Source organism: Stenotrophomonas sp. 05L44_2 (assembly GCF_056665995.1).
The window spans coordinates 1-14,515 of the sequence record NZ_JBFTNR010000025.1 but is presented as its reverse complement, the minus strand read 5'-3'; the positions used below and the strand labels follow the sequence as shown (position 1 = coordinate 14,515).

The window sequence follows — 14,515 nt, the reverse complement described above, 5'->3', positions numbered from 1 at the left end:
CCACTGCATTGGCCGATCTGCCCGACAGCGACGGCCTGAACCTGCGCCAGGCACTGGTGCAGGAACGCAACGCGCTGGATGCGTTGGGCGCTGGCCCGCGCGTGCTGTCACTGCAACGCCTGGACGCGCTGGGCAAGGCCCTGCAGGGCCTGCCTTCGCAGATCGCGCAGACGCCGGCCAACAACACCGCAAAACCGTGGTGGCAGGCCGCGCTGGCGCCCTTCGTGGATATCACCCCGAGCCGCCTGAACGGCCCGCTGACGTCGGCCGAGCGCGCCACCATCGATACGGCGCTGCAGCTGGAACTGACCCTGGCCCGCGCAGCGATCGAGCGCGGCGACGGCAAAGGCCGCGATGCCGCGCTGAACAGAATCGATCACTGGGCGCAGCGGCGCTGGCCGGATTCACCGGACCTGCGCGCGCAACGTGCTGAACTCCATGCCCTGCGCTCGCTGCCATTGCAGGCCGATGACACCGTGCTTGGCAGCACCCTGCAACAACTGCGTACCCAGACCGACCGGAGGTAAGCCCGTATGAAACCCCTGCAATCACTGGTCGTGCTGTTGCTGGCCGTGGCCATTGGCGTAGTTGCCGCGCAATGGCTCGGCACCGATGACCTGAACCGCTACGGCGAAGTGACCCTGCGCTATGGCGGCTACGACTACCACAGCAACCTGCCGAAGGTAGCGCTGCTGTCGGTGATCGGCGTGCTGGTGCTGTGGCTGCTGTGGAGCCTGATCGCCGCACCGTTCCGTGCCTGGGGCCGCTACCGCCGCAAGCAGGGCCGGGTGCGCCTGATCGATGGTCTGCTGGCCTATGAGCATGGCCAGTGGCAGCGCGCCGAGAAGCTGCTGGATGGCGCCGCCAAGGATCCGGAAGTGAGCGGGGTTGCCCTGGCCAATGCCGTGCGCAGCGCGCAGGTGCGGGCCGATGCACCCGCTGCAGAGGCGCTGCTGCAGCGCCTGGGCGAAAGCGATGCGACCTTGCAGGCACTGCTGCGTGCCGAGCAGCTGTTGGCCAACGATCTGCCGGTGGATGCGATCAACGCATTGGATGTGGCGGCGATCCAGCCGCTGCCGCCGCGTGGTCTGTGGCTGCGTACCGAAGCGCTGGCACGTGCTGGCCGCGCGCACGAGGCTTACGGCCAGCTGGGCGCGCTGCGCCAGACCAAGGTGCTGCCGGCCGAGGCCAGCAGCGAGCTGGAAGCACGCCTGGCCGCGCAGGCACTGCTGGAAGCGGGCGACGTCAACGCCCTGGCTGCGCAGTGGGAAGCCACGCCGAAGGCGCTGCGACCGACCCCGGACGTGGTTGCCGCCTACGCCACCCGTGCAGTTGCACTGGACTGGGACGAACCGGCACTGCTGGCGCTTGAGCAGGCGCTGGACCACCGCTGGGATGACGAACTGGTGGCCGTGTATGGCCGTCTGCCGGCCGAACGTCTGGCCACGCGCCAGGCCAACCTGCAGCGCTGGCGCAACGTGCATGACGACTCGGCGGCCCTGCGCCTGGCCCAGGGCCGCATCGCGCTGGCGCAGCAACAGTGGGACGCGGCCGATGCGTTCCTGCATGAAGCCATCGCCGCGGGTGCCGGTGCCCCTGCATGGGAAGCGCTGGGCGAAGCCTTCGCGCAACGTGGCGAACACGTGCTGGCCGCGCAGTGCCTGGCCAACGCGCTGCGCCTGCAGCGTGGCGAAGACAGCGTGGCGCTGGTGCGTGCACCGGCAGCGGTGGTTGACCCGCCGCTGCATGCGACCGTCGAGGAGCAGTCGATTGCACCGCTGCCGCCGGTGTACGACGCCAATGAAGAGCGCGACGCGTTTGGCAACCCGCGGATGCCGTGACCCGCTTCGGTAGTCGCCAACCTTGGTTGGCGTGTGAGCCCGCCGGGATAACAAAAACGCCGCCCATCGGGCGGCGTTTTCAATTCCAACGTTGCCGGCCAGCGGCCGGCACTACCGTGGCGTTCAACGTTCGACGATCGCCACCACGCCCATGCCGCCGGCGGTGCAGATCGACACCAGCGCACGGCCACCGCCGCGCTCGGCCAGCTGCTTGGCCGCCGTGGCGATCACGCGTGCACCGGTGGCGGCGAACGGGTGGCCGGTGGCCAGCGACGAACCCAGCAGGTTGATCTTGTCCGGGTCGATGCGGCCCATCGGCGCATCCAGGCCGAGGCGGTTGCGGCAGTAATCCTCGCTCTCCCACGCACGCAGGGTGCACAGCACCTGTGCGGCGAAGGCTTCGTGGATCTCGTAGATGTCGAAGTCCTGCAGGGTCAGGCCGTTGCGCTTGAGCATCTCCGGCACGGCCACGGTCGGCGCCATCAACAGGCCTTCGCCGTGCACGAAATCGACGGCCGACACGTGTGCGTCGCGCAGGTAGGCCTGCGGCTCGTGGCCATGTGCGCGTGCCCATTCTTCGCTGGCCAGCAGCACGGCGGCGGCGCCATCGGTCAGCGGGGTGGAATTGGCTGCGGTCAGGGTGCCACGGCCGGATACCTTGTCGAAGGCCGGCTTCAGCGTGGCCAGCTTCTCCAGCGAGGTGTCGGCACGCAGGATGTTGTCGCGCTCGACGCCGCGGAACGGTGCGATCAGGTCGTTGAAGAAGCCGCGCTCATAGGCTGCGGCCAGCTTCTTGTGCGAAGACACCGCCCACTCGTCCTGCGAGTCGCGCGAGATGTTCCACTCCTTGGCCATGTCCTCGCAGTGGTCGCCCATGCTCTTGCCGGTACGCGGCTCGGCCACGCCCGGAAACTCCGGCTTGAGCTCGGCGAACTTGAAGCCGGAGGTCAGTGCGCGGATCTTGTCGCCGGTGCTCTTGGCACGGTTGGCAGCCAGCAGGCGCGCRCGCAGCTTCTTGCCRTACACGATCGGCACGTCGGASGTGGTGTCCGAACCRCCRCCGATGCCSGAYTCGATCTGSCCCAGSGCGATCTTGTTGGCAACGGTGATGATGCTGTCCAGCGAGGTGCCGCAGGCGCGCTGCAGGGTGATGCCGGGGGTCAACGGCGACAGGCCCGAGGACAGCGTGGCTTCGCGACCCAGGTTCCAGTCGCTGGAGTGCTTGATGACCGCACCCATCGCCACTTCGCCCAGCTGCTGGCCGTGCAGGCCGAAGCGCTCGACCAGCGCTCCCAGCGTACGCACCGACATGCCGAGGTTGCCGACATCCGAATACGCGGTGTTCTGCCGGCAGAACGGAATGCGGACGCCACCGAGGATGGCGACGGGACGAGCGTTGGGCATGGAGATACCTGGCATGGATGAGGGTGTCTGCAACATGGCCTGCACGACAGAGCAGGCATAATGGGGCCAAGTGTAGCTGCCGCCCTGTGATGGGCCAACCGTGGAACCATGAGCAAACCCGACCCTGCGATGAATGCCCTTGGCGTGCTGGCCCTGGAACTGGCCGGCGGCGAAATCCCCCGCCAGGCGGTGCTCAGCGCTGAACAGGCCGGTGAACTGGCCGAACGCGTCGGCCGCGACCTGTCCAAGCTGGTGCCACAGGTGGCCGAGCTGGACCTGGTGTTCGCCGCCGCCCATTTCGATCCGGCCGAAGTGCTTCGCCCCGGCTGGCCGATCCATCGCCGCCTGGAAGAACTGCAGATGCGCGCGCCCGGTAGCAACCAGGGCCCGCGCGTGCTGGCCTTCGGCGCCGATGCCAGCGGTGATGTGCCGCTGCCGTTCCAGGCCGACGCTACCTTGGTAGGCGGTGGCCTGCGGGTGGTGCCGTTCCTGCTGACCGGTACCGACGTGGCCACCACGACAGCCGTGGCCGATGCCCTGGAAGAGGTGCTGCTGGCCAATGGCATGGCCCATGCCGATACCGCGCTGATGGCACAGAACACGTTCGGTGCACGCGTGGAGCACGCACGCTATTTCACCGTGAACGATCTGGCCGCGATGATGTCGATGCAGTACGACAACCAGGGACTGGCCGCGCTGTGGCCGCTGATTGAAACCGCGATCATGGCCCCGGGCCAGGACGAGTGGCTGAGTGACGCGCCCGAGCCGTTGCTGCGCTATACGCAGGGCGAAGCGCGCATGGCGCTGTTCGACCCGGCCGGCTGGTGCGCGCATTACAACCACGGCAAGGGCGACTGCGAGCGCCTGCAGGGCATCTACGAGCAGTTCCTGATGCGCCAGCGGCAGATGGCCGCGGTGCTGGAAGCGCACGGTGTGCCGGTGCTGTTCGTGCATTGCGAAGCCGGCCAGGACGCGCGCGAGCTGCTGGCGCGCTGACGTCCAGGTAATGCCGCCGGGCATGGCCCGGCGCTACCCACGGAATACGGTAGCGCCGGGCCATGCCCGGCGGATCAACTGAAAAACGCCGGCTTGCGCCGGCGTTTTCGTTTTCTTACGGTGCCTTGTTGATTACCGCGCACGCCAGTCGCGCACCGGCGTTGCCGGTCGGCTGGGTCTTGTAGTCGTCCGCGTCGGCGTGGACGATCAGGCCGCGGCCGATGATGTCGAAATCATCACCCTTGCCGATGTTGACGTTGCTCGACACCGGGCTGTCGATGGTGGCTACGCCCTTGTCGTCGGCCTTGATGTTGGGCATGTCGCCACCGTGGTGCGGATCGGTGGCCACGTTGCCGTGGTCCTGCTTGCCCGGATTGAAGTGGCCGCCGGCGCTCATGCCGTCCGGCGCGCTGCAGTCACCCTTCTCGTGGATGTGGAAGCCGTGCTCGCTGCCCGGCTTCAGGCCACTGATCTGGCCGGATGCGTGCACCTTGCCGTCGACCAGCTTGAAGGTGATCGAGCCCTTGGTTTCATTGCCCTGGGTCGGTGCCAGTTCGGCAGTGGCCGAGGCATCGGCTGCCGGGGCCGCTGCGGTAGCCGGTGCAGTGGCCGGGTCGGCCGGCGCTGCCGAACCTTCGGCCGGGGTGGTGGCCGGGGCTTCGGCTGCCGGTGCTGCCGGCTGCTGGTTGCAGGCGGCAAGGCCCAGTGCAGCGATGGCCGCGAACAGCGAAGTGTGGATCAGACGCATGGAAACTCTCCTTGGGAAATGCCGGTGGTGTGATCAGCGGGTTACCCGGATCACGCCGCAGGCGATGCGGACGCCGGCATTGCCGGCGGGCTGGCTGCGATAGTCGTCGGCCCTGGCATGCACGACCAGTGCACGCCCGGCGATATCCGTGGCGGCGCCTCCGCCCAGGGTAACGCCCTTCAGATGCACATCGATGTTGGCGCGGCCCTGCGCGTCGGCCTGCAGGTTGTCGATGTCACCGAGGTGGTGCTTGCCGCTGCCTGCACGACCGTGCGCGACACCGGCGGGATTGAAGTGGTTGCCGGCGCTGCTGGCGTCCACCGCGCTGCAGTCACCGCGCTCGTGGATGTGGAAGCCGGCCTGCTGCATCGGCTGCAGGCCGCCAACCAGGCCGGTCAAGTGCACGCCACCGCTTTCGGTCTTCAACACCAGACGGCCGCTGACGATGCTGGCCGAGGCTGGCGCCAGGTTGGCTTCGGCCAGCTGGGCCACGGGCGTGGTGACCACCGGCGGCGGTGTGGGCTGCGGCTTCTTCGGTGCGCTGCCACAGGCAGACAGGAGCACGGCAGCGGACAGCGGCAGAAGGGCGAAGGACAAACGCATCGAGGACTCCTTGCAGGTAACACTACGGACGGCATCGTCCATGGAGGATCAACAGTTCAGCAAGCGGGTGCGAGGATCGCGTGCAGGCACCGTTCAATGGCCGCCGCGGCGGCGACCGGCGCCCAGCTTGCGGGTAAGCGTATTGCGGCCGAGGCCCAGGCGCGCGGCGGCTTCGGCGCGACGACCGTGGGTGACCTGCAGGGCGGCCTCCAACAGGGCGTGGTCGACCCGTTCGCGCACCTGCGCGTGCAGGCCTTCAGTGCCCTCGGCCAGCTGCCGGCGTGCCCATTCGGACAGCAGCGCTTCCCATTGGCCCGGGTCACCGGCGGCCGTGCTGCTGCGCCGGCTGCGGGCACGGTTGAGCGCGGTATCAACATCAGCCACGCCAATGGTGTCGGCGGCGGCCAGTGCGGCCATGCGCCAGCACACGTTTTCCAGTTCGCGGACGTTGCCCGGCCAGTCGTGCTCGCGCAGCGCCTGCAGGGCGGCGGCGGTCAGCCGCTTGGGCGGCGTATCGAGCCTGCGCGCGGCAGCGGCCAGGAACGTGGTGGCCAGTTGCGCGATGTCCTCGCGGCGCTCGCGCAGCGGCGGCAGCTGCAGGCGCACCACGTCCAGGCGGTGCAGCAGATCGGCTCGGAATTTTCCCTGCGCGACCAGCCCTTCCAGATCCTGGTGGGTGGCGGCGACCACGCGCACGTCGACGCGGATCAGTTCGCGTCCGCCCACGCGGAAGAATTCGCCCTGGGCGAGCACGCGCAGCAGGCGCGTCTGCAACGGCAACGGCATGTCACCGATTTCATCGAGRAACAGRGTGCCGCCGTTGGCCTGCTCGAAGCGGCCGATGTGGCGCCGCTGCGCGCCGGTGAACGCACCCGCTTCATGACCAAACAGCTCGCTTTCCAGCAGCTCGGCGGGAATGGCGGCGGTGTTCAGCGCGACGAACGGATGCTGCGCACGCGGTGATTCGCGGTGCAGCGCGTTGGCCACCAGCTCCTTGCCGGTACCGGTTTCGCCGATGATCAACACCGCCAATGGCGCCTGCGCGAGGCGGCCGATGGCGCGGAACAGCGCGCGCATCGGTGGCGTATCGCCCACCAGTTGCGGCGGCTGGTCGCTGGCGGCTTCTGCCGCGGGAGTCGGCGCGGCCATGGCCGGCGCCACCGCAGGCAGCACGCGCTGGGCCAGTGCCACCGCGTCGTCCAGATCGAACGGCTTGGACAGGAACTCGTGCGCACCGCCGCGGAACGCACCGGCGGTACTGGCGACGTCGGTGTAGGCCGACATCACCACCACCGGCAGCTGCGGCAGCGCGGCCTTCAGCTTGTCCAGCAGCACCAGGCCATCGTCGCCGGGCATGCGCACGTCGGTGAACAGCAGCGCAGGCGGCGGGCTATCGGCCAGCGCCTGCAGTGCGGGAGCGGCGCTGTCGAAGTCGACCACCTGGTAGCCGGCCTCGCGCAGCGCGGTGCATAGCACGAAGCGCACGGCGCGGTCATCGTCGACCACCCAGATGCACGGCGGGGACGCGGAAGACTCAGACATCGCGCGGGGCCTCCTCGGCGGCGGCGGTGCCGTTGCCGATCGGCAGCAGCAGGGTGAATACGGTATGGCCCGGGCGCGACCGGTAGGTCAGCGTGCCGCGATGCTCGCGCGCGACCTGCTGGGCCAGCGCCAGGCCCAGGCCGGTGCCTTCGGCGCGACCGCTGACCAGGGGCAGGAACAGATGTTCGGCCAGTTCTTCGGGCACGCCACGGCCGTCGTCGGCGATTTCCAGCCGCAACGCCAGGGTGTGCAGCTGCTCGGCGATGCGCACACCGTGTTCAACGCGGGTGCGCAGGGTGATGTTGCCGGCACCGGCCTGGATGGCATTGCGCACCAGGTTCCATACCGCCTGGGTGAGGCGATCGGCGTCGCCATCGAATTCGGGGATGCTGGGGTCATAGTCGCGCTGCAGGCGCACGGCCCAGCCGGCCTCGTTCTCGGCCAGGCGCAGCACCCGCTCCAACGCGGCGTGGATGTTCAGCGCCGCATGTGGCGCGGCGGGTGCTGGTGACAGCAGCTGCTCGAGCAAGCCATTGAGCCGCTCGATCTCCGAGCCGATCAGGTCGATCAGTTCGCGTTCGCTGGCATCGCGCTGCGCCGCGCGGCGGGCCAGCAGCTGTGCGGCGCCCTTCAACCCGGCCAGCGGATTGCGCAGTTCGTGCGCCAGGCCCTTCAGCGCTGCGCTGAGCGCGCTGGGCAGGGCCTGGGTCGGGTCGAGCCCGGGGAACTCATCGACCGGATGCGCCTCCAGCAGCCAGCCGCCATCGTCGCGGCGGCTCATCCAGCCTTCGGCAAAACGCGCGGCTTCGCCCGGCAACGCCAGCGCCAGCCGGTTCAGGCGCAGGCTGTCGCGCTCGTCGCGGGCCAGGAAATGGGCCAGCGCCTCACCCTGCACTTCCAGCGCGGCCAACGGCTGGCCGAGCAGGCGCCGGCCGCTGACGCCCAGCCAGCGCGCGAAGGCCGGGTTGCAGCCGGCGATGCGGCCATCGGGCCCGGCCCAGGCCAGCGGCGTGCCGAGGGCATCGAGGGACGGCGGGGGCGTGGGGTCGGACATTGCACCAATGTAGTGCAAAACGTGGGTGTGGGGTCAGAGCCCTTTCCTCGCGGAAAGGGATCTGACCCCTTGCGCTGCGGGGTCCGGGGTCGGATCCCTTTCCGTCAGGAAAGGGCTCTGCCCCCTGCAGGTCGAGCAAGCTCGACCACTACCGGCTTTGCGGTTACAGCTTCATGTTGAGGCCGACGAAGACCGCGCGGCCCGGGGCGGGCGAGAACATCGGCCGGGCGCTGTCCCAGAAGAAGCTGTCGTACCACGCGTAGGCATACTCGCGGCCGGTCACGTTCTTCAGCTGCAGGTCCACGCTCCAGGCCGGGGTGATCTGATACTTCGCGCTGAGGTCGAGCACGGCGAAGCCGCCGAACTTGCCAGTGGCGTTGCGCTCTTCCAGGTAGTAATCGCCCTGCGCGCGCGCCTGCAGGCCCAGTTGCAGGGCATCGCTGGCCTGGTAGTCCAGGCCGAGGTTGCTGATGTGGCGCGGGGTGGCGGCCACYTCGCGTCCCTGCAGGGTCACGCCAGCGGCGCGGTCGTCGCGGGTGATCTTCGCCTCCTGGTAGGCATGCGAGGCCCACAGCGTCCACGCGTCACCCAGCTGCGCGCTGATCTGCGCATCCACGCCTCGGCGGCGGGTCTTGCCCAGCGTGACCGTGGTGCCGGTGGCCGGCATGTTGGACACTTCGTTTTCCGCGTCCTGCTGCCATACCGCCAGCCGGGCCTGGCTGCCGGCGAAGGGCTGGAATTTCAGGCCCAGCTCCATGCCGGTGTTGGTGGAGGGCTGCATCGGTGCCTGCCCCGGGGTGAGGTAGGCCGGCGCGGTGGAACCGGTCAGCACCTGGAAGGTACGGCCCCAGTTGGCGTAGACGTGGGTGTGCTCACCCAGGCTGTGGATGACACTCAGCTTGGGCTGGCCGATGCTGCCGTAGTCCTGCAGGCGGCCGTTGGCGCCATTCATCAGCCGGGTGTGGCCGCTGAAACGGTCCACGCGGTAGGCCGGCACGATCTTCCACGCTTCGACCGGCTGGTAGATGGCCTGCACGTAGGCGCCCCAGTTGTCGAAGCTGTGGCGGTCGTTGTTCTGCACGCGTGCCGGTACCTGGCTGAAATCGGTGGGCTCGGCGTAGGCGTAGCGCTCGCGACGGTAGCCATTGTCCTGCTGCTCGTAGTTCAGCCCGCCTTCCACGGTAAGCATGGGGCTGGCCTGCCAGGCGAGCGTGCCGAGCAGGCCTGCCTGGCGCTCGTCCCAGACACGACGCTGGCGCGGCAGGTTACCGCTGGGCAGGTCACTGAAGGTCACACGACGGTCGTCTTCATAGCGGTTGTAGTACAGCCGCGTGCCGAAGGTCACCACGTCGGACAGCTTCATGTCCAGGTGCGCGGCGAACTGGCGCATGTCGCGGTCATCGCCGTCATTGGCGTTGCGCAGGTCGCTGCGGCGGCGGCCCGCATGCAGCTCTTCCGCCGTCATGAAACCGGGTTCGTCGGCCTCGTGATGGTAGGCGCGCGCGGTCAGGCCGATGCGCAGCCCCTCCTCCAGCGAGCCGAAGAACCACTTGCCGCCCAACGCGTATTTCTTCGAGCTGTCGTGGTCGCGGTAGCCGTCGCTGGCCTGGGTACCGACGAAGTAGTTCTGCGCGAAGCCGTCGGCTTCGCGGCCCACCGCCAGCTGCACATCGCGGGTGTTGTAGCTGCCATAGGCCAGTCGCCCGTCGGTGTAGGTGCCGCCCTGGCGCGTGCCGAAGTTCACGTTGCCGCCGATGTTGTGCAGGCCGTAGCGCGGATCGTTGGTACCGCGCACCACTTCGATGTAGCTGATTTCCAGCGGAAACAGCATGTCGATGAAGCGCTGGTTGCCACTGTTGACGTTGCTGGGGATACCGTCGATCAGCGTCTTGATGGCATTGAGGTAGCCCTCGCCGTTGAAGGCGCGGAAGCTGACCTTGCCCGACTCTGCACCCTGCCGGGTTTCGGTCAGCTGGATGCCGGGCATCTGCCCGAGCAGTTCCCAGCTGTGCGACACGTTGCGGTTTTCGATCTGGTCCGCGCCCAGCACGTCCACCGAGGTCAGCACCTGGTGTGCGCTCAGCTGCCCCTCGCTGTGCTGGTGCACATCGACCTTGCCCAGGGTGAGCGCGGCGTCGGCGGACTGGGCGAATGCTTCAGGGGCGAACGGGGCGGCCGCGAGCGCGGCCACCAGCGTGGGAGTCTTCATCAGGGGGCGGGCGGGAGGCTGGAAATGAAACTTTATAACATTTCGATTCCGCCAGCCATCCGATGACTGCAGCTCCCTCGACCTTAGACGGGGTAGCCGGTGGCTTCCCGGGCCTTCTTCCAGGCAATTTCAAACTCGCGCGCGCTGATCTCGTCGTCTTCGTCGAAGTCCATGAACGACACCGGCTGGTCGGCCAGCACGAAGYGGTCATCGCTATGGCCGGTTTCATCGGCCCACACGACCTTGGCCCCGTAGATTTCCACCTGGCGCACGATCTTCTCGCCACGGGCTTCCATCAGCACGTTGCCCTTGCCCAGGCCCGATTCGGCCCAGTGCTTGTAGTACTTCTTCGTGTTGGATTTTGCGTTGTTCTTTGCGTATTTCATTGCATGGGTCCTGGCCGCATGCGCGACCGGAAAGTTCGGAATGGCGCCATTATCAGGCATATGGGGGTCAGATCCCTTTCCTGCGGAGGGGGATCTGCCCCCTGCTGACCTACTGCGGCAACGCCACACCCTTCGGCCACAGCAGCCACAGGTTGCCCTGCTGCTTCATGTCGCCGGYCAGCTTGCCGGCGGCATCGCCGCTGCCCCAGTACAGATCGGCACGTACCTCGCCGGCAATGGCGCCACCGGTGTCCTGCGCGGCCACCGGGCGTACCACCGGCGTGCCGTCCGGGCGCGTGGTGGACAGCCACAGCAGGCTGCCCAGCGGCACCACGGTGCGGTCCACCGCCACGCTGTAGCCGGCGGTCAGCGGCACGTTCAACGAACCGCGCGGACCTTCCGGGCTGTCCGCGCTGCGCACGAAGAACACGTAGCTGGGATTGCTGCGCAGCAGTTCCGGTACCCGCGCCGGATGTGCCTTCGCCCACGCGCGGATCGCGTCCATGGTGACGTCTTCCTTCTTCAGCTCGCCCTGCTCCACCAGCCAGCGGCCGATCGCGCGATAGGGATGGCCGTTCTGTTCGGCATAGGCCAGCCGCACCTGCTTGCCATCGGCCAGGCGCACCCGCCCCGAACCCTGGATCTGCAGCAGCTGCAGGTCCATCGGATCGGTCAGCCAGGCCAGCACGGGCGCCTTGGCCCCCTTGCTGGCGATGCTGCCGGCATCGTCGTAGGGCTTGAGCACCTTGCCCTCCACGCGACCGCGCAGGCGCTTGCCCTTCAGTTCGGGATAGACACTGTCCAACTGCACCACCACCAGATCATCGGGTGTGCCGTACACCGGCACGGTGGCGGTGTCGGTACGGGTGAGGCTGCCCGGATAGATGGGCTCGTAATAGCCGGTGATCAGGCCGTCGGCGCGATGGCCGCCGGCGCGCAGGGAATAGACATCGAGATCGCGCTGCAGGAATGCGCGGATCGCGCTGGCGTCCTTGTCGGACACGGTGCTGGCGGTCGCGCAGGGCTTGGCCCAGGTCGCATCGTTCTTCAGGCGGGTGCAGCTGCTGCGCCAAGCGGCGAAGCCGGCCTGCAGGTCGGTATCGGATACGGCCGGCAACGTGTTCCAGTCGACCTTGGCGTAGGTGGCGGCAGCGGGCTTGGCAACGGCCGGCGCTTCAGGCCGGTTGCGAGAAGCGGATCCCGCGCGGTGCGCTCGCCGGGCATGGCCCGGCGCTACCGGCTACGGGGTCTGCAGCAACAGCGAATGCAGGATGCGCGCGTCTTCGGCGTCGAGGACTTTCGGCAGGGTGTCGCTGCCACGGAAACGGCGGTGGAACGCCCGTACCGCTGCTTCGCGGTTGTCGAGCGGATAACCGAAGCGCGCCAGCGCGGCCCATGCATCGAATCCTTCCGGCGCAGCACCATCGGCAGCGCGCGGCCACACGCCGAAACCGGCTTCGGCCAACTGTTGCCACGGGAAGAAGCGGCTGGGATCTTCCTTGCGCGTCGGCGCCAGGTCGGCGTGACCGATCACCTGCCGCGGCGGAATATTCAGCCGTTCGGTGAGGTCGCGCAGCAGCACGATCAGCGATTCGATCTGCGCAGGGCTGAAGGGCGTACGACCGTCATTGTCCAGCTCGATGCCGATGGACGCGGAGTTCAGATCGGTGATGGTGCCCCAGCGCCCGGAACCGGCGTGCCAGGCGCGGCGCTCATCGGCCACCAGCTGGTAGCGATGGCCATCGGCGCCGATCAGGTAATGCGCACTGACCCGCCCGCCGCTGTTGGCGGTACGCAGCGTGTGCAGGCTCTGCTGCACCGATTTCTGCTCGGTGTGGTGGATGACGATGATGACCGGCGTGCGCGCGTTCTGGTTCGGCGACGGCACCCAGGTGGCAAGCGGGTTGCGGGTTTCCTGCGGCGTGGAGGCACAGGCGGCCAGCAGCAGGCAGGCCGAGAGCATCAGGGAAGTGCGGATCGGGTGCATGCCCCGATTGTGCGCGATAAGCCCGGACGATGCAGTAGAGCCACGCCATGCGTGGCTGGGCCACCGACCGTGCCGATCAACGGTCGGCACCCACCAGAGCGGGAGTAGTCCAGCGCAGGAGCAGTGCCAAGCAAGCTTGGCAACTACCAGAGCAGATGCAGTGCCGATCAACGGTCGGCATCCTCCAGAGCAGGAGCAATCCAGCGCAGGAGCAGTGCCAAGCAAGCTTGGCACCTACCAGAGCAGATGCAGTGCCGACCAACGGTCGGCACCCACCATGTAGATGCATCAGGCCTCGTAGGCCGATTCACCATGCGAGGTGACATCCAGGCCGGTACGCTCGGCCTCCTCGGTGACCCGCAGGCCGACCACCACCTTGACCAGCAGCAGGATGGCTGCGGTCACCACGGCCGACCACAGCACGGTGAGGCCGACGCTGACCACCTGCACCCACACCTGGTGGCCGATATCCAGATCGGCCTTGGTGCCGCCCAGCGACTGCGCGCTGAACACACCGGTGAGGATCGCACCGACGATGCCACCCACGCCATGCACACCGAACACGTCGGCGGTGTCGTCCACCTTCAGCAGGCGCTTGAGGCCGGTCACGCCCCACACGCAGACCACGCCGGCAACCAGGCCGATGACGATCGCGCCGAGCGGGCCGACGGTACCGCACGCCGGGGTGATGCCAACCAGGCCTGCCACCGCACCCGAGGCCGCGCCCAGTGCCGACGGCTTGCCCTTGCTGATCGCTTCAACCAGCGTCCAGCCCAGCACCGCTGCAGCAGTCGCCAGCACAGTGTTGAGGAAGGCCAGCGAGGCGACGGTGTCGGCGGCGGCGGCAGAACCGGCATTGAAGCCGAACCAGCCGACCCACAGCAGCATCGCGCCGATATAGGTGAACGGCACGTTGTGCGGCTTCAACGCGGTCTGCCCGTAGCCCAGCCGCTTGCCGACGAACCATGCAGCCACCAGACCGGCCACGCCGGCGTTGATGTGCACCACGGTGCCACCGGCGAAATCGATCGCGCCCAGTTCGCCCAGGTAGCCGCCGCCCCAGACGATGTGCGCCATCGGGATGTAGCTGAGGGTGAACCACAGCGCCGAGAACAGCAGCACCGCGCGGAACTTGATGCGCTCGGCGAAGGCACCGACGATCAGCGCGGTGGTGATGCCGGCGAAGGTCGACTGGAAGGCGACGAACAGGTAGTCCGGCAGTCCCTTGATCGGCGTGTTGCCCACCGACTCCGGGGCGAAGCCCTTGAGGAAGGCGAATTCGGTGAACGAGCCGAAGAACGGATTGCCGGCGCTGAACACTGCGCTGTAGCCATAGGCCACCCACAACAGCAGCACCAGCGAGAACACCACCAGGATCTGGCTGAGCACCGACAGCACGTTCTTCGAACGCACCAGGCCGCCGTAGAACAGGGCCAGGCCCGGTACCACCATCAGCAGCACCAGCAGGGTGGAGGTGAGCATCCAGGCGACGTCGCCATGGTCATAGGCGGGCGCGGCCACCGCTTCGGCAGCCGCAGGCGCAGCGGCGGTCGGGTCCTGCAAGGGCTCGACGGCCACGGCTTCGCTCTGCAGCGGCGTGACCTGGGCCTGGGCATGTGCACTGCCTGGCCAGACACCGGCGGCCAGCGCACTGAACAGAATCAGCAGGCACACCAGATGGAACCGGGCTTGCCACCCGGTGAGAAGGCGCATCTTCATGGGGGAGTCTCCGGAAGGGGGCTTAC

11 protein-coding genes and 2 pseudogenes are annotated in these 14,515 nt (G+C 68.0%); 3 read left to right on the top strand and 10 right to left on the bottom strand.

The genetic code is table 11. The features are described 5' to 3' along the window. Both AC1VAN_RS01655 and AC1VAN_RS01650 read left to right on the top strand, forming a co-directional pair. A pseudogene (locus tag AC1VAN_RS01655) lies at nucleotides 1–527 on the top strand (uroporphyrinogen-III C-methyltransferase); the annotation flags it as partial. A gap of 6 nt (nucleotides 528–533) precedes the next feature. Continuing rightward, the gene (locus tag AC1VAN_RS01650) at nucleotides 534–1,841 is read left to right on the top strand and encodes a heme biosynthesis HemY N-terminal domain-containing protein (protein ID WP_032978029.1); all 1,308 of its coding nucleotides are present in this window, start codon (nucleotides 534–536) and stop codon (nucleotides 1,839–1,841) included. A gap of 123 nt (nucleotides 1,842–1,964) precedes the next feature. Here AC1VAN_RS01650 and AC1VAN_RS01645 read toward each other — a convergent pair whose 3' ends face one another. Beyond that, complete coding sequence (locus AC1VAN_RS01645; protein WP_088100805.1) at nucleotides 1,965–3,260, bottom strand: acetyl-CoA C-acetyltransferase; 1,296 nt, start codon at nucleotides 3,258–3,260, stop codon at nucleotides 1,965–1,967. Nucleotides 3,261–3,353: 93 nt separating this feature from the next. On the opposite strand from AC1VAN_RS01645, the gene AC1VAN_RS01640 reads away from it, so the two are divergent. Next, the gene (locus AC1VAN_RS01640) at nucleotides 3,354–4,241 is read left to right on the top strand and encodes a hypothetical protein (protein WP_025875947.1); all 888 of its coding nucleotides are present in this window, start codon (nucleotides 3,354–3,356) and stop codon (nucleotides 4,239–4,241) included. A 115-nt stretch (nucleotides 4,242–4,356) separates the two neighbouring features. Here AC1VAN_RS01640 and AC1VAN_RS01635 read toward each other — a convergent pair whose 3' ends face one another. The 9 genes and pseudogenes from AC1VAN_RS01635 to AC1VAN_RS01595 form a co-directional block, all read right to left on the bottom strand. Next, nucleotides 4,357–4,989: a superoxide dismutase family protein gene (locus AC1VAN_RS01635; RefSeq protein ID WP_080150281.1), complete on the bottom strand. Its 633-nt coding sequence runs from the start codon at nucleotides 4,987–4,989 to the stop codon at nucleotides 4,357–4,359. A 33-nt stretch (nucleotides 4,990–5,022) separates the two neighbouring features. Further along, complete coding sequence (locus AC1VAN_RS01630) at nucleotides 5,023–5,592, bottom strand: superoxide dismutase family protein (RefSeq protein WP_025875951.1); 570 nt, start codon at nucleotides 5,590–5,592, stop codon at nucleotides 5,023–5,025. Between the two features lie 93 nt (nucleotides 5,593–5,685). Then, on the bottom strand, nucleotides 5,686–7,134 hold the full coding sequence (gene ntrC, locus AC1VAN_RS01625; RefSeq protein ID WP_442252380.1) for a nitrogen regulation protein NR(I): 1,449 nt from the start codon (nucleotides 7,132–7,134) through the stop codon (nucleotides 5,686–5,688). Continuing rightward, nucleotides 7,127–8,188, bottom strand: a complete 1,062-nt coding sequence (locus AC1VAN_RS01620; protein WP_032978300.1) for a two-component system sensor histidine kinase NtrB — start codon at nucleotides 8,186–8,188, stop codon at nucleotides 7,127–7,129. The genes ntrC and AC1VAN_RS01620 overlap by 8 nt, the downstream gene beginning before the upstream one ends. A 163-nt stretch (nucleotides 8,189–8,351) precedes the next feature. Beyond that, on the bottom strand, nucleotides 8,352–10,397 hold the full coding sequence (locus AC1VAN_RS01615) for a TonB-dependent receptor (protein ID WP_313116361.1): 2,046 nt from the start codon (nucleotides 10,395–10,397) through the stop codon (nucleotides 8,352–8,354). 83 nt (nucleotides 10,398–10,480) lie between these two features. Continuing rightward, the gene (locus tag AC1VAN_RS01610; protein WP_480985148.1) at nucleotides 10,481–10,783 is read right to left on the bottom strand and encodes a hypothetical protein; all 303 of its coding nucleotides are present in this window, start codon (nucleotides 10,781–10,783) and stop codon (nucleotides 10,481–10,483) included. Between the two features lie 109 nt (nucleotides 10,784–10,892). Continuing rightward, nucleotides 10,893–11,972 (bottom strand): annotated as a pseudogene (gene mltA, locus AC1VAN_RS01605) (murein transglycosylase A); the annotation flags it as partial. 51 nt (nucleotides 11,973–12,023) lie between these two features. Further along, nucleotides 12,024–12,770, bottom strand: coding sequence for an N-acetylmuramoyl-L-alanine amidase (locus tag AC1VAN_RS01600; RefSeq protein WP_032978016.1), 747 nt, complete (start codon nucleotides 12,768–12,770; stop codon nucleotides 12,024–12,026). Nucleotides 12,771–13,058: 288 nt separating this feature from the next. Further along, nucleotides 13,059–14,489 (bottom strand): ammonium transporter, encoded by a 1,431-nt coding sequence (locus tag AC1VAN_RS01595; RefSeq protein WP_032978013.1) that lies wholly within the window; start codon nucleotides 14,487–14,489, stop codon nucleotides 13,059–13,061. Between the last annotated feature and the right edge of the window lie 26 nt (nucleotides 14,490–14,515).

Excerpts from the sequence above, each read along its gene's own strand:
- AC1VAN_RS01650 (WP_032978029.1), top strand. The coding sequence starts at position 534 with ATGAAACCCCTGCAATCACTGGTCGTGCTGTTGCTGGCCGTGGCCATT.
- AC1VAN_RS01640 (WP_025875947.1), top strand. The coding sequence starts at position 3,354 with ATGAGCAAACCCGACCCTGCGATGAATGCCCTTGGCGTGCTGGCCCTG.
- AC1VAN_RS01635 (WP_080150281.1), bottom strand. The coding sequence starts at position 4,989 with ATGCGTCTGATCCACACTTCGCTGTTCGCGGCCATCGCTGCACTGGGC.
- AC1VAN_RS01630 (WP_025875951.1), bottom strand. The coding sequence starts at position 5,592 with ATGCGTTTGTCCTTCGCCCTTCTGCCGCTGTCCGCTGCCGTGCTCCTG.
- AC1VAN_RS01620 (WP_032978300.1), bottom strand. The coding sequence starts at position 8,188 with ATGTCCGACCCCACGCCCCCGCCGTCCCTCGATGCCCTCGGCACGCCG.
- AC1VAN_RS01600 (WP_032978016.1), bottom strand. The coding sequence starts at position 12,770 with ATGCACCCGATCCGCACTTCCCTGATGCTCTCGGCCTGCCTGCTGCTG.
- AC1VAN_RS01595 (WP_032978013.1), bottom strand. The coding sequence starts at position 14,489 with ATGAAGATGCGCCTTCTCACCGGGTGGCAAGCCCGGTTCCATCTGGTG.